The organism is Polynucleobacter sp. 30F-ANTBAC (genome assembly GCF_018882385.1).
GTDB lineage: Bacteria > Pseudomonadota > Gammaproteobacteria > Burkholderiales > Burkholderiaceae > Polynucleobacter.
Genome location: NZ_JACVON010000001.1, coordinates 327,049 through 350,101, shown reverse-complemented (window position 1 = coordinate 350,101; position 23,053 = coordinate 327,049). Strand labels below are relative to the sequence as shown.

The following is a 23,053-nucleotide window of genomic DNA, read 5'->3' as shown; positions in this document are numbered from 1 at the left end:
TATGAATATGAAACCAGTTTGGATTGTGGATGATGATCAATCAATACGCTGGGTATTGGAAAAGGCACTGCAACGTGAACAAATTCCTTACCGCAGCTTTAGTAATCCACAAGATGTTCTGGATGCATTTGATGAAAAACAAGAGCCACAAGTGCTAATTTCTGATATTCGCATGCCAAGAGGTAATGGCATTGATCTATTGCAGCAGGTTAAAGCTGAGCACCCCAATGTGCCGGTCATTATTATGACGGCCTACTCAGATTTAGATTCAGCTGTTTCATCATTTCAAAGTGGGGCTTTTGAGTACATTACCAAGCCATTTGATCTAACGAAAGCTATTGAATTAATCCGTCGCGCAATTGATGAAAGTTTACGCTTACAAAATCAGACAAAAGATGTTGCTGATAAGATGCAAGAGTCTACAGAGATTTTGGGTCAAGCACCGGCGATGCAAGATGTCTTTAGAGCAATTGGTCGTTTATCTCAGTCCAATGTCACTGTTCTTATTACGGGTGAATCTGGGTCAGGTAAGGAGTTGGTAGCAAAAGCCCTTCACAAGCATAGCCCAAGAGCTTCAGCGCCTTTTATTGCATTAAATACCGCAGCAATTCCAAAAGATTTGTTGGAGTCTGAACTGTTTGGTCATGAACGTGGCGCATTTACTGGCGCTCAAACAATGCGTAGAGGTCGATTTGAGCAGGCTGAAGGCGGCACATTATTTTTAGATGAAATTGGCGACATGCCTTTTGATCTACAAACTAGATTATTACGTGTTTTATCCGATGGTCATTTTTATCGTGTTGGTGGCCATGATCCTCTTAAAGCCAATGTGCGGGTGATTGCGGCAACACATCAAAATTTAGAAACTCGTGTGGCAGAGGGCTTATTTAGAGAAGATTTGTACCATCGACTCAACGTCATTCGATTGCGCCTTCCGTCACTTCGTGAGCGTCGAGAAGATATTCCATTGTTGGCGCGTCACTTTATGCAAACATCTGCCAAGTCTTTGGGTATGGATCCTAAGCGCCTAGCCGATGATGCTTTGAATGCTATTGCTCAACTTCCTTTCCCTGGTAACGTGAGGCAGTTAGAGAACCTATGCCATTGGTTAACGGTTATGGCTCCAGCTCAGGTGATTGGCGCGCAGGATCTACCTCCGGATGCAGTAGTGATGGGAGCTGACCTCCCCGAGGGAGCAGTCATTCCGGAGGTAAATGTTACGTTTAACTCTGGTGCTGCTAGTGACTGGGAGTCTGGTTTGGCTTTGGTTGCTAAGCAACTTTTGCAAAACGGTACCAGAGAGGTTTTTGATGTCTTGGAGTCCAAGTTTGAAAAAGCTATTCTTACTGCTGCTCTTGAAGTAACAAGAGGTAGGAGAGTTGAAGCAGCCGAACGTTTAGGTATTGGTAGAAATACGATTACGCGTAAATTGCAAGAATTAGGAATTGACGCGTAATCAAAGAGCTTGAGTGATTTAAGTTTGAATAACTCGCTTATTACCGAACTCATCAATAGCAACATAGGTTAGTGTCGCATCTGTTACCCTCACAGTAATAGGGTTTTCTGGTTGTCTTTCAGCAATCACATCAACGTGAACTGTAATTGATGTTTTACCAACTTTTTGAATGGTGCAATAAAAGCTTAATTGATCCCCAACTGAAACTGGCTGTTTAAATGTAAATGAATTGACGGCAACCGTGGCAACTTTACCTTTTGCTTTTTTCATTGCTATGATGGCTCCTGCAACGTCGACATTTGCCATGATGTATCCGCCAAAAATATCTCCATTCCAATTAACATCTGCTGGCATTGGCACCACCCTGAGGACTAACTCTGCTCCTGGATGAGGTTTATGGATATTGATTGCGTGATCTTCATTCATATTTGAGACTTTACACTGATTTGGCGTTCATAATAAGCCCTTTAGATTAATTCAATTTTATTTTTATGTCTTCAATTCGGATTGCTACTTGGAATGTTAACTCTATTAAAGTACGTTTACCGCACCTGCTGCAGTGGTTGAGTTCTCAAGAAAAAAAGGGTGCACCTATTGATGCACTTTGTCTTCAGGAGTTAAAGTTAACGGAAGATAAATTTCCATTTTCAGAGTTGGATGCCGCTGGTTATTACGCTCTAGTCGCTGGTCAAAAAACATATAACGGTGTTGCTTTACTCTTAAGAAAAAGCTCCTTGGCTGCAACGGCACAAGATCCTGAAACAGCATTTTTATCTGCTGTAAAGAATAATCCTAAGTTTCAAGATGAGCAGCAGCGTTTAGTTGCTGCAACAGTTGCCTTTAAAGGTCGCGCACCGATGAGATTGATTTCAGCCTATTTTCCTAATGGGCAGGCTCCTGGAACTGAAAAATTCACCTACAAAATGAATTGGTTGGCGGGGCTTTACGACTGGCTGTCTGAAGAACTCGAGGAGCATCCTAGACTGGCTCTTTTAGGCGACTACAACATAGCACCTAACGATGAAGATGTTCATGATCCGAAGGCTTGGGAAGGACAAAATTTAGTTTCTCCAGAAGAAAGAGATGCCTTCACCGGCTTTATAGAATTAGGTCTTCATGACAGTTATAGAATGTTTGAGCAGTTGCCTAAAAGCTTTAGTTGGTGGGATTACCGCATGATGGGATTCCGTCGAAATGCAGGCGTTCGAATTGATCACATTCTATTGAGCGAGGAGCTTAAGAATGAATGCACGGCTAGCTTTATTGATAAGGTGCCAAGAGGATGGGAGCAGCCTTCGGACCATGCTCCCGTAATTACTACTCTTGCTTAGTTAAACTAAACCACCATGTCGCAGTAAAGCGTCAATTTTCGGCTCTCTACCTCGGAAGGCTTTAAATGATTCCGCTGCGGAGCGGCTACCACCCACTTCTAAGATTTCTTCGCGGTAACGTTCCCCGGTAGCTTGGTCTAAAACGCTACCGGTTTTTTTAGCGGCTTCTTCAAAAGCCGCATAAGCATCAGCTGAAAGAACTTCAGCCCACTTGTAGCTGTAATATCCCGCAGAGTATCCTCCAGCAAAAATATGACTAAAGGTATTTGGCCATCGAGAGATCTCTGATTGAGGGATTACGTGGATATCATCATTGATTGATTTAGATAAAGCGAGGACATCCGTTGCTTGGGCATTTTCTGGTGTGAACTCGGAATGCAATTTCCAATCAGCCATGGAGAAAACAAGTTGTCTCAAAGTTCCAAGACCATTTTGAAAATTTTTGGCAGCAATCATTTTGTCAAAAAGTGATTGAGGTAGAGTTTCTCCTGTTTCAACGTGAGCGGTCATTTTTTGCAACACCTCCCATTCCCAGCAGAAGTTTTCCATAAATTGACTTGGAAGTTCAACGGCATCCCACTCAACACCATTGATGCCTGACACACCCAAAGCGCTCACTTTTGTCAGCATGTGATGCAAACCATGACCACATTCATGGAACATCGTGATCACATCATCATGAGTGATAGTTGGTTGTTTGGTAATACCATTAATCGTTACAGGGGCAGGGAAGTTGCAAACCAAATAAGCAACCGGTGTCTGGATATCGCCATTTGGTAGTACGCGGCGACCTCTTGCGTCATCCATCCACGCTCCACCACGTTTACCTGGTCTGGCATAGGGATCCAAGTAAAACTGAGCAACTAACTCGCCTTTTGTATTTGAAACCCTAAATGATTGAACATCTTTATGCCATTTAGGTAATGAATCTTCTTCAATTTTGACGCCAAATAAGGTTTGAATGATCTCAAATAGACCATTGAGGACCTTGGAAAGAGGAAAGTATTGTTTGACTTCGTTTTCAGAGAACGCATAACGATCTTGCTTGAGTTTCTCTGAAGCATAAGCCATATCCCATGGTTCTAATTGATCAATTCCAAGCGATTTTTTAGCAAAGCTTTGTAAATCAGCCCAGTCTTGTTGTCCATGCCCTACAGCTCGATGAGCGAATTCCTGTAAAAACTGATCGACTTCCGAGACTGTGCGAGCCATTTTAGGTGCAAGGCTCAAAGCGGCGTAGTTATCAAAGCCGAGCATTTTAGCTTCTTCACTTTTCAAGCGAAGTTGAGCCAACATATTGCTAGTGTTATCCCATTCCGGTTTGCTGCCGCTGTATTGAGGACCTAAATCAGATGCTCTGGTGATGTAGGCTTGGTATAGTTTTTTTCTGAGAGGGCGATTCTCGGAAAATTGCATCACAGGGAAATAGGATGGGAAGTGAAGCGTAAAAGCCCAACCTTCTAGTTCCTTGGATAGTGCTAGCTCTTTAGCGGCTGCTATGGCGTCTTCAGGCAAGCCCTTTAGGTCTAATGGATCGGTAATTAGATGCACAAAACTATCTGTGGCATCGAGAACATGATCAGAGAATTCTTTTGCCAATTTGGCTTGCTCATCTTGAATTTCAGCAAATCGTGGTTTTTGATCATCTGCCAATTCAGCCCCCCCAAGACGAAAGTCCCTCAAGGAATTCTGAATGACTTTTTGTTGAGCAGTGCTTAAAGATTTAAATTCTTTTGATTCGCTCAAGGATTTATATTTTTTATACAAGTCCAAGTTTTGACCAAGCGCGCTCCAAAAAGCAGTTACCTCAGGTAGCATCACACCATAAGCATCTCGCAATTCTGGGCTGTCAGCAACACTGTTCAAGTGGCTAATAACTCCCCACGAGCGACCGAGTGACTCTGTGGCACTTTCCAATGGTTCAACTAAATCTAGCCATGTACATGGGGTGCTTGGTGCTAGAGAATGATCAACAGCGCTTTGAGCTTGTTTTAAAAGCTCTTGAATAGCTGGTTGGATATGTTGCGGTTGAATCGCTGAATAGTCAGGTAAACCGTGACCAAAGGATAGGAGTGGATTTGTCATAACTTTATTATCTATCGAAAATTAAAAAAATTCAGGCGCTTCAAGAAGCGCCTGATTGTTGACATTGGAGTGGTGTCTATTCCAAATACCGATTAGAGTCTTTCAGCAGCTTCTAAGGTATTCAGTAGCAACATCGTAATGGTCATAGGGCCAACACCGCCTGGCACAGGAGTAATTGCGCTCGCTACTGTTTTAACAGACTCAAAGTCGACGTCGCCACATAGCTTGCCATCATCCAATCGATTGATTCCCACATCGATCACCACAGCGCCTGGCTTAACCATCTCAGCTGTGATCATTTTTGGACGTCCCGTAGCAACGACTAGAATGTCAGCTTCTTTGGTGTGGGCGGTTAAGTCTTTAGTTTTGCTATTGCAGATGGTAATCGTTGCGCCTGCCTGCAAAAGTAACATAGCCATAGGCTTGCCAACAATGTTAGAGGCACCCACAATCACTGCACGAGCCCCTTTGATTGGGTAGTCTATGCTTTCTAGCATTTTCATGCAGCCGTATGGGGTACAAGGTCTAAATAGTGGTGCGCCAATCATGAGTGCGCCGGCATTAGCCACATGGAAACCATCGACATCTTTTTCGGGAGCAATCGATTCGATTACCAGGTGACTATTGAGATGCTTCGGTAGTGGTAGTTGAACCAAAATACCGTGAATGCTTGGATCTAAATTGAGTTCGTGGATTCTTTTCAATAAAGCGGCTTCGCTTAAATCAGTTGGTAGTCGCTCCAATAGAGAATGCATGCCAGCTTCTTCACAAGCTTTGACTTTATTTCGTACGTAAACCTGGCTCGCAGGATCTTCTCCAACTAGAAGTACTGCTAAACCTGGTTTGATGCCTTTTCCAACTAACGTTGAAGTTCTACTGGCAATTTCTAATCTAATTTTTTTGGCAAGGGCATTACCGTCAATAATTTGAGCTGACATAGATTTTTTAGGAGTTGGTTTCAGATAAAGCTAAACGTAATAAATCGGCAACCGTGTTCACACTCAATTTTTCCATGATGTTAGCGCGGTGTGCTTCGACTGTTTTGATAGAAATATTCAGATCGTCAGCGATTTGTTTATTCAAGCGACCTGCCACAATTCTTTCTAGAACCTGTTTTTCACGACCCGTCAGTTTACTGAGTAAATTTTGAGTGTTCTTTTGAGTGTCGGCTTTAGCGTAGTCAACGCGGGCACGAGTGAGCATCTTTTCCACAAGAGTTTTCAACTCAGATTCTTTGAATGGTTTTTCAATAAAATCAACAGCACCTTTTTTCATGGTCGATACAGCCATTGAAACATCGCCATGACCTGTAATAAAGGCAATCGGCATCGGAATATTTTCAGTTAAAAGACGTTCTTGAAGTTCAAGACCAGACATGCCTGGCATACGAACATCCAAAATCAAACAGGCAACTGTTTCCTTATCATCCCCTTGAAGGGATTGAAGGAAACGCTCCGCACTGGGTTGGCACCTTACAGTATAGCCATTGCTTTCTAATAGCCATGTTAGAGAGTCTCTTACTGCTTCATCATCATCGACGACGTAAACAATTTCAGTTTTATTGTTCATGATCTTTATTTATCCGTTGGAAGTAGTATTGTAAAGGTGCAGCCGGTATTGCCGGGTTCTTTTTCAGTGGCATGGTTAGTCACCCAAAGCCTGCCACGGTGTGATTCAACAATAGAGCGGCAAATGTTGAGACCAATACCCATTCCATCTTGTTTTGTACTGAAAAATGGCTCGTAGAGGCGTTCTAGAGCATCATCAGGGATGCCGGGACCATGATCAGAGACTCTAACTCGGAGCATGCTTGGGTTAACACTTTGATCAATATCGACTTTTATTTCAATAATTTTGGCGTTAGAGATGTGTGGCGGGCTGGTTTTTACAGCATCAATGGCATTTTTTAATAGATTGACAAGCACCTGTTGAATCAAGATAGGGTCTAAATGAACAGGTGGAAGGTGATCTGCAAAGGATTTGCTCAACTGAACACCATGGCGCTGTGCTTCAATTTCAGCTAAGCCAACTGAATCTTCAATAATTTGGTGAATATCCACTAATTGACTCTGCGGCTGACTGCGTTTAACAAAGCCACGAATGCGTTGAATAATTGTTCCAGCTCTGTGAGCCTGTGTCGTTGCTTTTTCAATTGCTGGCAGGATATCCTTTTGAATATCAATGGTTTGATTAGATTTCAGGCGGTTAGCAATCCCAGTGCAATAGTTGCTAATTGCGGCCAAGGGTTGATTAAGTTCATGAGCCAAGGACGATGCCATCTCCCCCATTGTTGTTAAACGGCTGGAGAATTGCATTTTTTCTTCTTGTTGACGAGTCACTTCATCAGCATTCTTACGGGCGGTAATATCCGTTGCAACAATTAATTGCGCAAGATGTCCGTCAACCCAAGAAATATATCGGCGTCTGACTTCGTACCAAGACTTCGAATTTTTAATTTGGACTTCTCGGAAATCGGAACGAGCAGGGGTCAGTTCAGATGCGGGGAGACCAACAAAGCCGTCTACACTGTCAATGTCAGACTCATCCATTTCACTTGGCTCAATTTCATGTCCAGCTAAGTCGAGATGAACTTGGGTGGTTGAACCAAAATGATCGCGGTAATACTTATTTGCAAATAGTAACTGGCCACTCTGTAAAGAGATTACAGATACTGCTGCATCCAAGCTTTCTAATACGGTTGTAAAACGTTCTTGAGCTAAAGCTAATTCTTGTCGAGCCTTAACTGGTTCTGAAATATCAACAATTGAACTCACCCAGCCAATTTGTTGACCTTTCTCATTATTGAGTTTTGACACGAAAGTTCGAATGTTTATCTTTGCCCCTTCTCGTGTTCGAAGCATCGCTTCGAAGCCAGCTTTTGGACTATTGCCAGTTAAAGCTATAGACATCTTTTGATTAAGGTCCGAGATCATTTCGTCCGGCCAGAAAGGAAAGGGCGGTGACATTCCAACTAGCTCTTGGTCGGTCCAGCCCACCATCTCGCAGAATGCAGGATTGACGTAAGTAATCTTGCCATCCATGTCGTGTGCGCGCATACCAATCGTGATGGATTCCTCCATTGCTCTTCTAAAATTAGTCTCAATCTGAAGATCTTTTTGAATGGAAAAGCGCTGCGTTGTTTGTTTCCAAACAGACCATAAGCTCCATAAAACAAAGGCGCATAAACCAATTACCAGCCACAATAAGGTTCTATAGGTCAGATTTGTTGGTGGAGGGTAAGTGCTGATATTGAGGCTGAGCGGGGTGCCTAATTTATCAATAGTGACATTGTGCTCAATAGATCTCGCATTTGTTTTTCTGGTGTTGGATGTTGCAATGGCCGTTCCGTTGTTATCAACTAAAGTAAAGCGGTACAAGCCACTTAATTCAGTTGGGACCATGTGCTTTAGCATTCTTCGTGATGAGTAAATGACGGCGATAGCGCCAATGACTTCACCTCGCTGAATGACTGGAGTGACATGCCAAAATATATTTTCACGATCTAGGCTGGCGTTATCTTTACCGGCATATTCGAAATTCAGAATTTGGCCATACTCGGCTTTATTTGTTTCTGAAGCTAAGGCATAAAGAGTATTTAATTCTTTTTCAATTTTCCCTCGAACAGGCGTACGTTCAAACCATTCTGTATTGCTTAAAGAAACAGGAATATTCCATAATTTTTTCTTATGGTTATCAATCCATCTTAAATGCAAAATTTCCGGACTATCTTGAATCAGCGTTGTAGCTCGTCTTAAAAAGACATCCGGGTTTTGCATTTGATCAATTGAATTACTGATTTCACGGCTTAGCTCTAATAAGGTGTCTTCATTTGAGTTAAAGCGCATCATGATCCGTTGCTTAGCGTAAGCGCTCTCTCTATAAAGAGTGTATTGCTGTTGGTTTTTATCTTGGTAGTTCAGTGTCCACAGAATTAATGCCATCACACTTGTAAAAATGACGATGGCAAGTATGGGTATGAACAGATAGGTGTAAGACCTAGTTTTATGGTTCAAAGCTTTTGGCAAAAGCTTATCAAGAACATACTCAAATTTTGTGACGATGCGGTTGATCAACTGTTATTTCTCATTGACTAGGGAAAACCATAGAAGACACGAGTTTAATTCGAGCAGAGAGTGGTAGATGGTTTTTTATTGCCCTTTCTTGTTGCTAAGCAATAATATTCCATATTATGAGAAACACATTCGTTATGTGGTAAATAGCTTGCGACTACCAGTTGTGCTTTTTAGAATTTAGCTAATAACTAGAGAGCGACAACGATGACCAGTCTGACTGGCTAATGAGGAGATAAAGATGGCTGATTTACCGGGACAAAGCATGGGTACAAATCAACAGCAGGATATTGACCCAATTGAAACAAAAGAGTGGATTGATGCTCTGAATGGCGTCATTGCTAAAGAGGGTGTTGATCGTGCAGCATTCTTAATAGATGAGCAAATCTCCCACGCACGAGTGAGTGGCGTGGTTCAGCCGTTTCATGCTGAGACCCCTTACATCAATACGATCCCGGTTGAACAGCAGGCTAAATTACCTGGCAATCATGAGGTAGAAGAGCGTATTCGAGCTTATACCCGATGGAATGCTATGGCCATGGTTCTCAGAGCCAACAAAGACACCAACGTCGGTGGACACATTTCTTCTTTCCAATCGGCAGCAACGCTTTATGACGTTGGTTTTAACCATTTTTGGCATGCACCCTCAGATAAGCATGGTGGTGACCTTGTGTTTGTTCAAGGCCACGTAGCAACTGGAGTTTATGCGCGTGCTTATATGTTGGGACGTTTGACAGAAGAGCATTTGAATAATTTCCGTCAGGAGGTTGATGGCAACGGTATTTCAAGTTATCCGCACCCATGGTTAATGCCAGACTTCTGGCAGTTCCCAACAGTATCTATGGGTTTAGGCCCGATCATGGCAATTTACCAGGCTAGATTCATGAAGTATCTGGACGATCGCGGCTTTGCTAAAACCGAGGGTCGCAAGGTTTGGGCATTTTTAGGTGACGGTGAGACGGATGAGCCTGAGTCACTTGGCGCGATTGGTATGGCTGGTCGTGAAAACCTGGATAACTTATGCTTTGTTATTAACTGTAACTTGCAACGTTTAGATGGTCCGGTTCGCGGTAACGGTAAGATCATTCAAGAGCTTGAAGGTGAGTTCCGTGGCGCAGGCTGGAATGTGATCAAGTTAGTTTGGGGTACGCATTGGGATGCTTTGTTTGCACGTGACAAAAAAGGCATCTTGATGAAGCGTTTGGGTGAGATCGTGGACGGTGAATACCAAACCATGAAATCTAAGAATGGCGCCTACGTTAGAAAAGTCGTTTTCAATACACCAGAGCTTCAAGCGCTAGTTGCTGATTGGAGTGATGATGAGGTGTGGAACCTCAATCGCGGTGGTCATGATCCTTATAAAGTTTATGCAGCATTCCATGCGGCTAATAATCATAAAAACCAACCAACAGTTATCTTAGCTAAAACCATTAAAGGTGATGGCATGGGTAGTTCAGGTCAAGCCATGAACATTGCCCACCAAGCTAAGAAAATGAACATTGAAGACGTTAAAGCATTTAGAGATCGTTTCAAGATTCCTGTCTTGGATGAGCATATTGAAAAATTGCCATTAGTGAAATTTGAAGAAGGTAGTGAAGAGCTTAATTACATGCGAGAGAGACGCATGGAGTTGGGTGGATACTTGCCTCAGCGTCGAACCAAAGCCGAGAGCTTGGATGTGCCTGCCTTAGAAACTTTTGCTCCATTGCTTGAGCCAACGGTTGAAGGTCGTGAGATATCAACAACTATGGCATTTGTTCGTATGTTGAATATCATTGTTAAAGATAAGGGCATTGGTAAGCGTGTTGTACCTATTGTTCCAGATGAGTCAAGGACTTTTGGTATGGAAGGTATGTTCCGCCAATTAGGTATTTGGAATCAAAAGGGTCAGCTTTACACCCCACAAGATCATGATCAGTTGATGTTCTACAAAGAGGACAAGCACGGTCAAATTTTGCAAGAGGGTATCAATGAAGCGGGGGCGATGTGTGACTGGATTGCTGCGGCAACGTCCTACTCCACACATGGTGTGCCAATGTTACCTTTCTATATTTTCTACTCCATGTTTGGTTTCCAGCGTATCGGTGACTTGGCGTGGGCGGCTGGCGATATGAGAAGCCGTGGCTTCTTATTAGGCGGTACCGCTGGTCGAACAACGTTGAACGGTGAAGGTTTGCAGCACGAAGATGGTCACAGCCATCTATGGAGCGCAGCTATTCCGAACTGTATTAGTTATGACCCAACATTTGCTTTTGAGTTGGCTGTGATTATTCAAGATGGTATGCGTCGAATGATGACAGAGCAAGAAGATGTCTACTACTACTTAACGCTCATGAATGAGAACTATGCTCATCCAGCCATGCCAAAAGGTGCTGAAAAAGATATCTTGAAGGGTATGTATAAGTTGAGCAGCGTAGGTGATGCTAAAGCTAAGCAGCGGGTTCAGTTATTAGGTAGCGGTACGATCTTCCGCGAGGTTATAGAGGCGGCCAACATGTTGCGTGACGACTGGGGCGTAGCTTCTGATATCTGGAGTTGCCCAAGCTTTACAGAGTTAGGGCGCAACTGGAATACAGTTGCTCGTCACAACATGTTGAACCCAACAGATAAACCAGTTTTGTCTCATGTAGAGACAATGTTGAAAGATACAACCGGTCCTGTGATTGCTGCAACGGATTACGTCAGAATGTTTGCTGAGCAAATTCGTCCAGCGATTCAAAATACGGGTAAGCGTTACAACGTATTGGGAACCGATGGTTATGGTCGTTCCGACACTCGTGAGAAATTAAGACACTTCTTTGAAGTTGATCGTCGCTGGGTAACTGTTGCTGCTCTTAAGTCTCTTGCTGATGATGGTCAGATTGAACACAAGAAAGTAGCTGAAGCCTTGAAGAAATATGGCTTAGATCCTAAAAAACCTAACCCAATGACAGTGTGAGGATGGCCCTATGAGTCAAGCAATTGAAATTAAAGTACCTGACATTGGTGATTACAAAGATGTACCTGTCATTGAAATCCACGTTAAACCAGGTGACCGTGTTGAAAAAGAACAGACCCTTGTAACCTTGGAGTCTGATAAGGCAACAATGGATGTGCCTTCATCAGAAGCAGGTGTTATCAAGGAAGTTAAAGTTAAAGTTGGTGAGAACATCTCGGAAGGAACTGTTGTGGTTCTTTTGGAATCTGAGAGTGTTTCTGCTGCTGCCCCAGCACCAGCACCAGCACCAGCACCACAAGCAGCTGCACCAGCAGCATCAGGTGGAACTATTCAGGTCAAGGTTCCTGATATTGGTGACTACAAAGGTGTGCCTGTCATTGAGGTTCATGTCAAAGTGGGTGATCGTGTGGAGAAAGAACAATCCATCGTTACGCTCGAATCAGATAAGGCCACAATGGATGTGCCATCTTCGGATGCTGGCATCGTTAAAGAAGTTAAAGTTAAAGTAGGTGATAGCATTTCTGAGGGCGATCTTGTGATTGTTCTTGAGTCCTCAGGTGCTGCAAGTACTGTTGCGACCTCTGAGAAATCAGTACCAGCTACACCGATGGTTGCGCCAGCATCGGCACCTAAGGCAGCTCCAGCGCCCGCCACAGCTCCTGTAGCCCGGACTGAGTCAACGCCAATGGGTGGTGTAAGTCATGCGAGCCCATCGGCTCGTAAATATGCTCGTGAGCTGGGTGTGGATGTATCCAAAGTAATTGGAACAGGTCCTAAAGCCCGCGTTACTCAAGAAGATGTCCAGGCTTATGTGAAGAACATCATGACGGGGCAGGCGGCTTCTCCAGCAGGTGCTCCAGTGTCTGCAAGTGGTGGTTTGAATCTGTTGCCATGGCCAAAAATTGATTTCACTAAATTTGGTGAAGTTGAGACCAAACCTCTTTCACGTATTCAAAAACTATCTGCTGCTAATCTGTCGCGCAACTGGGTCATGATTCCAGCGGTAACGTATCACGAAGATGCAGATATTACTGAATTAGAAGCGTTCCGTGTCATGACCAATAAAGACAATGAGAAGCAGGGCATTAAGGTCACCATGTTGGCTTTCTTGATCAAAGCATCAGTCAATGCTTTGAAGAAGTTCCCTGAATTCAATAGTTCATTGGATGGTGATGATTTGGTTTTAAAGAAATACTTCCACATCGCATTTGCTGCCGATACACCTAATGGTTTGGTTGTTCCCGTTGTGAAAAATGCGGATAAAAAAGGTATTTTTGAAATCGCTAAGGAAACAGGTGAATTAGCCAAGTTGGCACGGGAAGGTAAGTTGAAGCCCGATCAAATGCAGGGTGCTTCATTCACAATTTCTTCTTTAGGCGGTATTGGTGGAACCTATTTTGCACCGATTATCAATGCGCCTGAGGTTGCCATTTTGGGCGTTAATAAAGCATCTATGAAGCCTGTTTGGAATGGTAAAGAGTTTGTGCCTAAATTAATTTGTCCTCTATCTTTAACTGCAGATCATCGCGTGATTGATGGGGCTTTAGCAACTAAATTTAACGTTTACTTATCTGAACTTTTGGCCGACTTCCGTCGCGTCGTTCTATAAAAGGAAATCGACATGGCCACTCTAGAAATTAAAGTTCCTGATATTGGTGACTTCCATGACATCCCAGTCATTGAAGTCTTAATGAAGGTTGGTGATCAAGTTGAAAAAGAGCAAGCGCTCTTAGTTCTTGAATCGGATAAGGCCACTATGGAAGTGCCAAGCGAACAAGCTGGCACGATCCTGAGCGTTGCAGTTAAAGTGGGTGACAAGATCAATCAAGGGATGGTGATTGCTACGATCGAGACTGCTGCAGCAGCAGTATCAAGCGCTCCTGCTCCAGCAGCACCGCCGAAAGCTTCAGTACCTGCTGCTCAGGTTGCATCAAGTGCACCTGTAAGCACGCCAGTGGCAGGAAGCTATTCTGGCAAAGTGGATCATGAGTGCGAGATGTTGGTTTTAGGAGCCGGCCCTGGTGGTTATAGTGCCGCTTTTAGAAGTGCTGATCTTGGTATGAGCACAATCATCGTTGAGCGTTATTCAACCTTAGGTGGTGTTTGTTTGAATGTGGGTTGTATTCCATCTAAAGCACTTTTACATACTGCAGCTATCATGGATGAAGTCAAAGCGATGGCTAAGCACGGCATCAGTTATGGCGAACCCAAGATTGATATTGATCAGCTTAGATCCCATAAAGAGAGCGTGATTGGCAAGTTAACGGGTGGTTTAGCTGGCATGGCTAAAGCTCGTAAAGTAAAAACAGTTCGCGGTATTGGTCGTTTCTTAGATGCTAACCATGTGGAAGTCGATATCACTGAGGGAACATCAAAAGCAACGACTGGTATCAAACAAGTAATTCGTTTCCAAAAAGCCATCATTGCTGTTGGTAGTCAAGCTGTGATGTTGCCTTTCTTGCCAAAAGATCCGCGGATTGTCGATAGTACCGGCGCCTTAAAACTTACATCTGTACCTAAGAGAATGCTAGTCATTGGTGGCGGCATTATTGGTTTGGAAATGGCCACGGTGTATAGCACCTTAGGTAGCAAAATTGACATTGCTGAAATGTTAGATGGCTTAATGGCTGGTGCAGATCGTGATTTGGAAAAGGTCTGGGAGAAAGTGAATGCGCCACGTTTTGACAACATCATGTTGAAAACACGTGCCAGCAAAGCTGAAGCTAAGCCAGATGGTATTCATGTCACTTTTGAGGGTGATAAAGCACCTGCAACACCACAGGTTTATGACTTGGTCCTAGTGGCAGTGGGTCGCACGCCAAATGGTAAAAAAATTGACGCTGATAAAGCGGGTGTGTTGGTTGATGAGCGTGGGTTCATTCAGGTGGATAACCAGTTGCGTACCAATGTTCCTCATATCTATGCGATTGGTGATTTGGTTGGTCAACCGATGTTGGCTCATAAAGCGGTTCATGAGGCACATGTGGCTGCTGAAGTTGCGGCTGGTCAGAAATCATATTTTGATGCGAAGCAAATTCCTTCTGTTGCCTATACCGATCCCGAAGTGGCGTGGGCTGGTATCACAGAAGAGCAATGTAAAGCTCAAGGCATTGAGTACGAAAAAGGCTTATTCCCCTGGGCAGCAAGTGGTCGTGCGATTGCTAATGGCAGGGATGAAGGTTTTACCAAGCTTATTTTTGATAAAGCGACACACCGAATTATTGGTGGTGGCATTGTTGGTACACATGCCGGTGACTTAATTGGTGAGGTTTGTTTAGCTATTGAGATGGGCGCTGATGCGGTCGATATTGGCAAAACAATTCACCCACATCCGACCTTGGGTGAGTCAGTGGGCTTAGCAGCTGAAGTGGCGCATGGTAGTTGCACCGATCTACCGCCACAAAAGAAAAAATAAAAAAGTCGCATAAGAAAAAACTCCGAATGTAATTCGGAGTTTTTTTATGGATCTACTCAAAAAAAACCCCCGCACAAGGCGGAGGTTGAAGGGTACTTGCAGATATGATCTGACTGGGTACCGAGGAGACAATCGTTACTACTTCAATTCTTTACAACCATCATCATGAATCAGATGGCTTTCATACGCCTTACTTCTTGCCGCGAGCTGCTTTAACTGCTGTATTAGCAGCTGCATTGAAGTTATTTTGTGCCAAGTCAACAGCTTGCTTGATTGACTTTTGAGTTGTTTCATAAGCATTATTTGCTGCAGCCATGGCTTGTTTCATAGCTTGAATCGCTGCTTCTGAGCCAGCTGGTGCATTTTTAGTCATTTCTTCAACCATACCATTCAAGTTACCGTTGCTCTTTTTCAATTGTGATTCAGTCACTGCTGTAAATGTTGAGTTAGTTTCATTAGCGATGTCATATAAATGACGGCTGTATGACATGATTTTCTCTGCCAAAGGTTGAACCATACCGGCTTGCATCGCCATTAATGCTTGTGCATCACGCACTGATAGAGCTTGCTTAGCATTTTGTACATTTTCGTTCATCGATGCTTTTGCAACGGCCATGTTCAATTCAACTAATTTTTCTACGCCTTCAAAAGCCTTGTTTGTAAGACCTAAAAGAGTCTCAAGGTTAGCTTTATTAGCTGCTGCGATTTGTTCTGGGGTTAATGTCATTTGTTTTCTCCAATGTTAAAAGGTAAGTGAAACTAAATTGTTGCACTGCACAAATATAAGTATAGGTGCTAAACGCATGAAGTCAAGACCACATTGTGAAAAAAAGGCAAAATCAGGGGGTGAAAGCCTTTTATACCGATCATTTTGTCCTCCCATTACCCGATGGGCATCGATTTCCGATGCAAAAATACCGTTTATTAAGAGACAGAGTCTCAAAAATTGACGGCATTCACCTCATAGAGCCTTCTGGAGCCAGCGATGAAGACTTGCTTAGAGTGCACACCTCTGATTATGTTCGGGCCGTCACAATGGGTCTATTAGAGGGATCTCAAATCAGGGAAATTGGCTTTCCGTGGTCAGAAATGATGGTGGAGAGATCGAGGAGGTCAGCTGGTGCCACCATTCAAGCCTGTTTAGCAGCTCTACAAGAAGGGGTGTCAGTCAATCTGGCTGGTGGCACTCATCATGCTTATGCCGATAAGGGTAGTGGGTTTTGCGTATTTAATGATGCAGCCATTGCGACAAAGTATGTACAAGCCTTGCAGCCCAATATGCCAGTTGCGATTATTGACTTGGATGTTCATCAAGGAAATGGCACGGCTGCCATCTTAGGGAAAGAATCAAGTTGTTTTACGCTATCTCTACATGGTGAAAAGAACTTCCCATTTCGAAAAGAATCAAGTCACTTAGATATAGGGCTTGAGGATGGTCTTGGTGATCAAGATTATCTGCAAACGCTGCACCGAGCTCTTGAATCCTTAGAAGCACAATTTAATCCAGAGTTGATCATCTATTTAGCAGGTGCTGACCCTCACGAAGGTGATCGATTGGGGCGCTTGAAGTTAAGTATGTCCGGCATGGCGAAGCGGGACAGCATGGTCTTGAGCTTTGCTAAGGAGCATCGTTGCCCAATTGCCTTAGCCATGGCAGGTGGTTACGGTACAACTATTGAAACTACTGTGGATGTCCACGAACAGACCATACAATTAGCTTTTCAGCATTTCCTTCAAAAGGCGCATTAGATGTCAAACACCCTGTGGGCGAATCGCTTAGCACCATGGATGGCACCCATTTTTGTCATCATTTGGAGTACCGGTTTCATAATTGCTATTTATGGTATGCCCCATGCTGAGCCAATGACTTTCTTGGTCATGCGTTTTTCAGGGGTGGTGATTTGTATGCTGCCGATTGTTTTGTTATTTAAAGCACCTTGGCCGTCTTTTTCGCAAATGCTTCACATTGCTATCGCCGGTATCTTTTTACAAGCAGGTTATGTGGGTGGTGTTTGGGTGGCAGTTAAAGACGGTATGTCTGCTGGATTAATTGCCCTCATTGTTGGTTTGCAACCAATCTTAACGGCATGGCTTGCGGCATTTATCTCAGAGAAAGTTACCCGCGAACAATGGCTTGGTTTACTGATAGGACTCTTAGGAGTTGGTTTGGTGGTGTGGACCAAGCTGTCATTAATTGGTCTTAGTTTCTATTCGTTAATTTTTGGTTGTTTTGCTCTTTTGAGTATTACAGCAGGCACTCTTTATCAAAAGAAATTCTGTTCTCAATTTGATATCCGAACGGGTAGTGTGATTCAGTTTGTGGCGTCTGTTTTAGTTTGTGCGCCATTCATGTGGTTCTTTGAAACTATGGAAGTAGAGTGGGTGCCAGAAATGATTGGCGCAATGTTATGGGGTATTTTTGCGATTTCAATAGGGGCGATATCCTTATTGTTTATATTGATTCGCAATGGTGCTGCTACAAAGGTGACCAGCTTAATGTATTTAACGCCACCAACAACTGCTTTAATGGCTTGGATATTATTTGATGAGCCGATTACTTGGGTGATTGTGCTGGGTATATTATTGACCAGCTCAGCAGTGTTGCTTGTAAATCGAGCTAGCACAAAAGCTCTGGTTTAAATTTGTTATTGAAGAAGTCAAAGGATTGTTATTTTTAGTAAATTTTCACTTTTGCACTATCATTCACCTATCTACTAAACATTAGGTCATTGTCCTTACATGATTCAACCCAAGATCTTTTTACGCGCTATTTTTATAGCCATGGTCACTGTGAGTTTGGTGCTACCAGCCCCAGCGATTCTTGCGCAAGAAAAAAAGACAACAATTAAACCAGCGCAAAAAAATAAGCAGGCCCCCAACGCCAAAGCAAGTAAGCCAGCTAAACAGCCAAAAGCGCCCAGAAAAAATAAAACCGTTCGTACCAGTACGACACGTCAGAACGCTGAAGATAAACATGTTGAAAAAAGACCTTCCTTCGCTGCAGCGATGGGTTTACGTGGTAATCACGATTCTCTGAGTTTGAAGTCCAGTGTGGCTTTGATTGTTGATCGTCAAACACACGAAGTTTTATTTGAGAAAAATGCTCACGCATCTTTGCCGATTGCTTCTATTACCAAGTTGATGACCTCGTTAGTGGTGATGGATGCAGGTTTACCTCTTGATGAAAATTTAACCATTCACCAAGACGATGTGAATACCTATCCAGGCAGAACTCGATCAAGGGTCACTCAACATGCCAAAATGACTCGCGAAGAGGCTCTACTTTTAGCTTTGATGTCTTCCGAAAATCGAACGGCTTATGCCTTGGGTCGAAATTATCCTGGTGGCGTTAAATCTTTTGTAGATGCGATGAATGCTAAGGCGCAAATGCTCGGGATGACACAGTCTAAGTTTGCTGACCCAACTGGACTCTCTAGTGAGAATGTTTCAAGCCCTGAAGATTTAACACGATTGGTGGAAGCCGCTTATCAACATAAAGTTATTCGTGAATTTTCAACACGGGCAGATTTCAGTATCATGATTGATAATCGTCAGCAAAAATTTGTGAACACCAATCGTTTGGTTAGAGCAGGTGATATGGATATTGGTCTTCAGAAAACTGGCTATATCTCTGCAGCTGGCAGGTGTTTGGTGATGCAGGCGAAGATTCAGGATCGAGATGTGGTGATGGTATTTCTAGACTCAGTAGGAACACAGTCTCGCTTTGCGGATGCCGTTCGCGTTAAAAAGTGGTTGGAAAGTAACCCGGATGTCACGCCATTGCGCAAACTTTAAATTCAGCGCAACAATTAATCTAGAAAATTCTTTGGTTCTTACTTAATGGGTTGTTTGTAGCCCAAGCTCTTGGAAATTTGAATGGCAGTCTCTTTTAGAGACTTAAGCCATTCCTCTTGGATTCTCTCAGTTGGAGCTGATAGAGAAAGTCCAGCAACCAGTTTGCCAGTGTCATCCAATATGGCTGCTGCCATACAACTCACACCCACTTCCAATTCTTCATCATCTCTAGCATGACCAACGGTTTTTACAAGATCGAGTTCTTTTTCCAGTTGTGCCAAGTCATGAATGCTATTGGGGGTATGCCCATGCAATCCAGATTTAGTGGCATAAGCTTTAATTTTGGCTGCATCATCATCGGCTAGGAAAAGTTTTCCAACAGAAGTGAGGTGAAGTGGTGCTCGACCACCAATGGCACGAACTACTTGCATGCCTGAACGCTCGCTATAAGCTCTATCAACGTAAACAATCTCATCGCCTTGGCGGACAGATAGATTGACAGTTTGGCCAGTTAACTTGTGCAAGGCTCTCATTGGAAGTTGAGCAGCATCTCGTACCGATAGGCGGGCTTTAACTAAATTACCAAGTTCTAGCAATTTCAGGCCTAATCGATATGTGCCGCTATCAGCACGCTCTACCAAACGGCATGCCACCATATCATTCAAAATTCTATGGGCAGTGGAAGGGTGCAATTCGGTTATTTCTGAGAGTTTTTTCAAACTTTCAGGCTCATCACTTAGAGCGAGTGCGTCTAAAAGACTCATCATGCGATCTAAAACTTGGATGGCTGTTCTGCTAGTCATGGGTTCATTTTAGCCATAAAAAGTACTAAATTGCACAATGTGAAAAGTATTTTTCTTACTTTTTTAAGGCTGCAGCGCACTCGGATACGAGGTCAGGGCCTTTGTAGATGAGGCCTGTGTACAACTGTACCAAGCTAGCACCGGCCTCTATCTTATCTTTTGCGTCCTGACCGCTAAGGATTCCTCCCACCCCGATAATGGGAATTTGGCCTTTGAGTGTTTTGGATAGCTCGTGAATTACTTGATCAGAGGCTTTTTTCACAGGGGCCCCAGATAAACCGCCGGCCTCTTCAGCATGAGGAAGACCTTGTACAGCATCTCTCGCAATCGTCGTATTGGTCGCAATGACTGCATCGATACGGTGTTCAATAAGTAGTTCTGCAATGCTCTCGATCTGGTCGTTTTCTAAATCAGGCGCTATTTTTAAGAACAAAGGAACCTGTTTTTTATAGCGATCGGATAACTTGAGCTTCTCTACAGCAATCTGGCTTAACAATGAGTTGAGTTCATCACCACTTTGTAGTTGACGAAGATTTTTTGTATTGGGAGAAGAGATATTCACGGTAATGTAGGAGGCAAGCTCGTAGACTTTTTGCATGCAGTGAAGATAATCATTGGCTGCAGATTCAATAGGGGTCGTGGCATTTTTACCAATATTAAGACCAACTATGCCACCCGACTGCCAAAAAGTGGATTTTTTTAAGCGTTCAACGCAAGCATCGACGCCATCGTTATTAAAACCCATGCGGTTGATCAAAGCATTCGCATCTGGAAGCCGAAACATGCGCGGTTGAGGGTTACCGCTCTGGCCACGCGGTGTGACGGTGCCAATTTCAATGAAACCAAAACCCAAGTCACTCAGCGCATCGATATGTTTGCCATCTTTATCAAGACCTGCTGCTAAGCCAACAGGGTTAGGTAGGCGAAGACCACAAAAGTGGCGCTCATCACGAGGAATTTTTTTGTTCGTTAAAGAACCTAAACCTAGCTGATGAACGCGATCAAGACTGCTTAATGTGAAATTGTGCGCACGCTCGGCATCCATAGCAAATAAGCATGGCTTAATAAAAGGGTAAAGATTCATAACTCGTGTTCTTTAATAGGGGAATGAAGATGCCATTGGCTATCAACCAAAATTTCTAATGGTTCAAAGTTAGCCTTGTATGACATTTTAGGGCTTTCTTGGATGTAGTAGCCTAAATACACATAAGGTAAGCCCAATTCTTTAGCCTGTTGAATCTGCCACATGATGGCGAATGTGCCGTAGCTCGCATTTTGTACGGTGGTGTCAAAAAAAGTATATACAGCAGATAGACCATCTTGAATAATGTCAATGATGCTCACCATTCTTAATTTGCCGGGCTCGGATGCTTGGGGGCCGTCTCTAAATTCAATGAGTCGGGTATTCACTTTACTTTGCAATAAAAACTGCTTGTACTGATCCTCATCATCAAAGTCCATGCCGCCACCCTGGTGGCGCTGCTGCTGGTATTTGAGGTAAAGCTCGTAGTGATCCTCGAAGTAACCGAGGTGACCAATTTTGACAACCAAGTCTTGATGTTTGTGGAATGCTCTTTGTTGGTATCTTTTAGCTTTAAATTGTGTCACTTCTACGCGACAGGCGATGCAAGATTTGCAACCATCGCAATAAGGACGGTAGGTATACAGCCCGCTGCGACGAAACCCGTTTGAAACCAAGTCACCATAAACATCGGCATGGATCAAATGAGTCGGTGTGGCTACTTGTGATCTAGCTTGGCGATTAGGGATGTAGCTGCATTCATAGGGAGCCGTTGCATAAAACTGCAAGGTAGTAAACGGAAGTTCTTTGAGTTTGCTCATGAATGTGTAGTTAGCCAATGACTTAAAACATTCTTATTAAACCCCCATTTAGGATTTTTTGCTGAACATTGTTTTTTAATATGGGCTAAAAATTCATCTCTGGGGATGGCTTTTCCACCCAAGGACGTGAGGTGATTTGTTTCTTGCTGACAGTCAATCATTTCAATGTCTTGTGCAATACACCAAGCACATAGGCTCGCTAAAGCAATTTTTGAGGCGTTTATTTTCTTGGAGAACATTGACTCCCCAAATACCATTTGACCAATGTTGACGCAATATAGTCCTCCAACTCGATGACCTTGATGGAATATTTCTACGCTGTGAGCATAGCCTTGCTCATGAAGAACACCATAAGCATGAATGATGGCATGCGTGATCCAGGTGCCATCTTGACCATATCTAGTTTGAGTTGCACAAGACAGAATCGTTTCATGGAAATTTTCATCTACTTTAATTTCCCAATCACGATCCAATAAAATATTTTTAATATCTTTTTTAAAACTTCGGCTAATTTTTAGATTTTTTGGTTTTAACACCATCCTGGGGTTGGGTGACCACCATAGAATTGGTTGACCATCGGAATACCAGGGGAAAATCCCATGGCTATACGCTCTTAACAATTGCTCAGGACTAATCTCCTCACTAATGGCGATGAGACCAGGCATTTCTGGTTCGGGGTTGAAGTTCTGATGTAGTGTTGGAAATGGTTCATCAGTAGATAGCCATGGAACGCTCATGACTTTTTATATTGCTTATCAATACGTTCATCAAAACCAATATCATGTAGATGAGTTGCTAAAGCATCCTCATTAACTAACTTGCCGCTAGAGCGATCTTCAAAAAACCATTGCAAGGTTTTTGTCACTGTTGGGAAAGCGAGCTCATCCCATGGAATTTCAGATTCATCGAATAAACGAACTTCTAAACTTTCAACCCCTGCACTAAAGGTGGGCTCATACATCTTGGCTAAATAAAATAAATGAACTTGTTCGGCGTGCATGACATTCAATAAAGAAAAGAGCGGCCCCACCTCAACATGAGCGCCAGCTTCCTCTAGTGTTTCACGTTGTGCACCATCTTGAGTACTTTCATTCACTTCTAAGAAGCCAGCAGGTAGTGTCCAAAAGCCTAATCGAGGTTGAATAGCTCTTTTGCATAAGAGCACTTTGTCCTCCCATAGGGGAATTGTTCCCACCACATTTCGAGGGTTTTCATAATGAATGGTTTGACAGTGCGAACAAATGTGACGTGTTCGGGTATCACCTTCGGGGATTTGTAGGTGCACTTTAGAACCACATCGTGAGCAAAATTTCATGAT

19 protein-coding genes are annotated in these 23,053 nt (G+C 43.3%); 8 read left to right on the top strand and 11 right to left on the bottom strand.

Annotated elements, in window-relative coordinates; all coding sequences use genetic code 11:
- Window positions 1-7 precede the first annotated feature (7 nt).
- Window positions 8-1,456: a nitrogen regulation protein NR(I) gene (gene ntrC / locus ICN28_RS01420; protein ID WP_216285682.1), complete on the top strand. Its 1,449-nt coding sequence runs from the start codon at window positions 8-10 to the stop codon at window positions 1,454-1,456.
- 18 nt (window positions 1,457-1,474) lie between these two features.
- Here ntrC and ICN28_RS01415 read toward each other — a convergent pair whose 3' ends face one another.
- On the bottom strand, window positions 1,475-1,882 hold the full coding sequence (locus tag ICN28_RS01415) for an acyl-CoA thioesterase (RefSeq protein ID WP_216285680.1): 408 nt from the start codon (window positions 1,880-1,882) through the stop codon (window positions 1,475-1,477).
- 74 nt (window positions 1,883-1,956) lie between these two features.
- Here ICN28_RS01415 and xth point away from each other — a divergent pair, with 74 nt between their 5' ends.
- Complete coding sequence (xth, locus tag ICN28_RS01410) at window positions 1,957-2,787, top strand: exodeoxyribonuclease III (RefSeq protein WP_216286827.1); 831 nt, start codon at window positions 1,957-1,959, stop codon at window positions 2,785-2,787.
- Here xth and ICN28_RS01405 read toward each other — a convergent pair whose 3' ends face one another.
- The 4 genes from ICN28_RS01405 to ICN28_RS01390 all read right to left on the bottom strand — a co-directional run bounded on the left by ICN28_RS01405 (window position 2,788) and on the right by ICN28_RS01390 (window position 8,945).
- A complete protein-coding gene (locus tag ICN28_RS01405; protein WP_370626452.1) occupies window positions 2,788-4,887 on the bottom strand; it encodes a M3 family metallopeptidase in 2,100 nt (699 codons plus the stop codon).
- Window positions 4,888-4,964: 77 nt separating this feature from the next.
- Window positions 4,965-5,810 (bottom strand): bifunctional methylenetetrahydrofolate dehydrogenase/methenyltetrahydrofolate cyclohydrolase FolD, encoded by an 846-nt coding sequence (gene folD, locus ICN28_RS01400; RefSeq protein ID WP_216285677.1) that lies wholly within the window; start codon window positions 5,808-5,810, stop codon window positions 4,965-4,967.
- 7 nt (window positions 5,811-5,817) lie between these two features.
- On the bottom strand, window positions 5,818-6,441 hold the full coding sequence (locus ICN28_RS01395; RefSeq protein ID WP_216285675.1) for a response regulator transcription factor: 624 nt from the start codon (window positions 6,439-6,441) through the stop codon (window positions 5,818-5,820).
- A gap of 5 nt (window positions 6,442-6,446) precedes the next feature.
- Entirely contained in the window at window positions 6,447-8,945 is a 2,499-nt protein-coding gene (locus ICN28_RS01390) for a PAS domain S-box protein (RefSeq protein ID WP_216285673.1), read from the bottom strand.
- Between the two features lie 238 nt (window positions 8,946-9,183).
- Between ICN28_RS01390 and aceE the strand changes: the two genes are divergently transcribed.
- The 3 genes from aceE to lpdA are packed head-to-tail and all read left to right on the top strand — an operon-like array spanning window position 9,184 to window position 15,295.
- On the top strand, window positions 9,184-11,880 hold the full coding sequence (gene aceE, locus ICN28_RS01385; RefSeq protein WP_216285671.1) for a pyruvate dehydrogenase (acetyl-transferring), homodimeric type: 2,697 nt from the start codon (window positions 9,184-9,186) through the stop codon (window positions 11,878-11,880).
- A 10-nt stretch (window positions 11,881-11,890) separates the two neighbouring features.
- On the top strand, window positions 11,891-13,489 hold the full coding sequence (aceF, locus tag ICN28_RS01380; protein WP_216285669.1) for a dihydrolipoyllysine-residue acetyltransferase: 1,599 nt from the start codon (window positions 11,891-11,893) through the stop codon (window positions 13,487-13,489).
- Between the two features lie 12 nt (window positions 13,490-13,501).
- Entirely contained in the window at window positions 13,502-15,295 is a 1,794-nt protein-coding gene (gene lpdA, locus ICN28_RS01375; RefSeq protein ID WP_216285667.1) for a dihydrolipoyl dehydrogenase, read from the top strand.
- A 190-nt stretch (window positions 15,296-15,485) separates the two neighbouring features.
- On the opposite strand, the gene ICN28_RS01370 is transcribed toward lpdA, so the two are convergent.
- Complete coding sequence (locus ICN28_RS01370) at window positions 15,486-16,022, bottom strand: phasin family protein (RefSeq protein ID WP_216285665.1); 537 nt, start codon at window positions 16,020-16,022, stop codon at window positions 15,486-15,488.
- 179 nt (window positions 16,023-16,201) lie between these two features.
- Between ICN28_RS01370 and ICN28_RS01365 the strand changes: the two genes are divergently transcribed.
- The 3 genes from ICN28_RS01365 (at window position 16,202) to ICN28_RS01355 (ending at window position 19,090) form a co-directional block, all read left to right on the top strand.
- A complete protein-coding gene (locus tag ICN28_RS01365) occupies window positions 16,202-17,044 on the top strand; it encodes a histone deacetylase (protein WP_216286826.1) in 843 nt (280 codons plus the stop codon).
- Window positions 17,045-17,935: a DMT family transporter gene (locus ICN28_RS01360; RefSeq protein ID WP_216285663.1), complete on the top strand. Its 891-nt coding sequence runs from the start codon at window positions 17,045-17,047 to the stop codon at window positions 17,933-17,935.
- A 99-nt stretch (window positions 17,936-18,034) separates the two neighbouring features.
- Window positions 18,035-19,090, top strand: coding sequence for a serine hydrolase (locus ICN28_RS01355; protein WP_255536077.1), 1,056 nt, complete (start codon window positions 18,035-18,037; stop codon window positions 19,088-19,090).
- 38 nt (window positions 19,091-19,128) lie between these two features.
- Here ICN28_RS01355 and ICN28_RS01350 read toward each other — a convergent pair whose 3' ends face one another.
- Genes ICN28_RS01350 through ICN28_RS01330 form a run of 5 tightly spaced genes read right to left on the bottom strand, consistent with a single transcriptional unit; the run spans window position 19,129 to window position 23,050 of the window.
- On the bottom strand, window positions 19,129-19,893 hold the full coding sequence (locus ICN28_RS01350) for an IclR family transcriptional regulator (protein WP_216285661.1): 765 nt from the start codon (window positions 19,891-19,893) through the stop codon (window positions 19,129-19,131).
- 55 nt (window positions 19,894-19,948) lie between these two features.
- Window positions 19,949-20,977: a quinone-dependent dihydroorotate dehydrogenase gene (locus ICN28_RS01345; RefSeq protein ID WP_216285658.1), complete on the bottom strand. Its 1,029-nt coding sequence runs from the start codon at window positions 20,975-20,977 to the stop codon at window positions 19,949-19,951.
- A complete protein-coding gene (locus ICN28_RS01340; RefSeq protein ID WP_216285656.1) occupies window positions 20,974-21,735 on the bottom strand; it encodes an arginyltransferase in 762 nt (253 codons plus the stop codon). The genes ICN28_RS01345 and ICN28_RS01340 overlap by 4 nt, the downstream gene beginning before the upstream one ends.
- Entirely contained in the window at window positions 21,732-22,472 is a 741-nt protein-coding gene (gene aat, locus ICN28_RS01335) for a leucyl/phenylalanyl-tRNA--protein transferase (RefSeq protein WP_216285654.1), read from the bottom strand. Before aat ends, ICN28_RS01340 begins: the two co-directional genes overlap by 4 nt.
- On the bottom strand, window positions 22,469-23,050 hold the full coding sequence (locus ICN28_RS01330) for an NUDIX hydrolase (RefSeq protein ID WP_216285652.1): 582 nt from the start codon (window positions 23,048-23,050) through the stop codon (window positions 22,469-22,471). The genes aat and ICN28_RS01330 overlap by 4 nt, the downstream gene beginning before the upstream one ends.
- Between the last annotated feature and the right edge of the window lie 3 nt (window positions 23,051-23,053).

Excerpts from the sequence above, each read along its gene's own strand:
- ntrC (WP_216285682.1), top strand. The coding sequence starts at position 8 with ATGAAACCAGTTTGGATTGTGGATGATGATCAATCAATACGCTGGGTA.
- ICN28_RS01415 (WP_216285680.1), bottom strand. The coding sequence starts at position 1,882 with ATGAATGAAGATCACGCAATCAATATCCATAAACCTCATCCAGGAGCA.
- folD (WP_216285677.1), bottom strand. The coding sequence starts at position 5,810 with ATGTCAGCTCAAATTATTGACGGTAATGCCCTTGCCAAAAAAATTAGA.
- ICN28_RS01395 (WP_216285675.1), bottom strand. The coding sequence starts at position 6,441 with ATGAACAATAAAACTGAAATTGTTTACGTCGTCGATGATGATGAAGCA.
- aceE (WP_216285671.1), top strand. The coding sequence starts at position 9,184 with ATGGCTGATTTACCGGGACAAAGCATGGGTACAAATCAACAGCAGGAT.
- aceF (WP_216285669.1), top strand. The coding sequence starts at position 11,891 with ATGAGTCAAGCAATTGAAATTAAAGTACCTGACATTGGTGATTACAAA.
- lpdA (WP_216285667.1), top strand. The coding sequence starts at position 13,502 with ATGGCCACTCTAGAAATTAAAGTTCCTGATATTGGTGACTTCCATGAC.
- ICN28_RS01370 (WP_216285665.1), bottom strand. The coding sequence starts at position 16,022 with ATGACATTAACCCCAGAACAAATCGCAGCAGCTAATAAAGCTAACCTT.
- ICN28_RS01365 (WP_216286826.1), top strand. The coding sequence starts at position 16,202 with ATGCAAAAATACCGTTTATTAAGAGACAGAGTCTCAAAAATTGACGGC.
- ICN28_RS01360 (WP_216285663.1), top strand. The coding sequence starts at position 17,045 with ATGTCAAACACCCTGTGGGCGAATCGCTTAGCACCATGGATGGCACCC.
- ICN28_RS01355 (WP_255536077.1), top strand. The coding sequence starts at position 18,035 with ATGATTCAACCCAAGATCTTTTTACGCGCTATTTTTATAGCCATGGTC.
- ICN28_RS01350 (WP_216285661.1), bottom strand. The coding sequence starts at position 19,893 with ATGACTAGCAGAACAGCCATCCAAGTTTTAGATCGCATGATGAGTCTT.
- ICN28_RS01345 (WP_216285658.1), bottom strand. The coding sequence starts at position 20,977 with ATGAATCTTTACCCTTTTATTAAGCCATGCTTATTTGCTATGGATGCC.
- ICN28_RS01340 (WP_216285656.1), bottom strand. The coding sequence starts at position 21,735 with ATGAGCAAACTCAAAGAACTTCCGTTTACTACCTTGCAGTTTTATGCA.
- aat (WP_216285654.1), bottom strand. The coding sequence starts at position 22,472 with ATGAGCGTTCCATGGCTATCTACTGATGAACCATTTCCAACACTACAT.
- ICN28_RS01330 (WP_216285652.1), bottom strand. The coding sequence starts at position 23,050 with ATGAAATTTTGCTCACGATGTGGTTCTAAAGTGCACCTACAAATCCCC.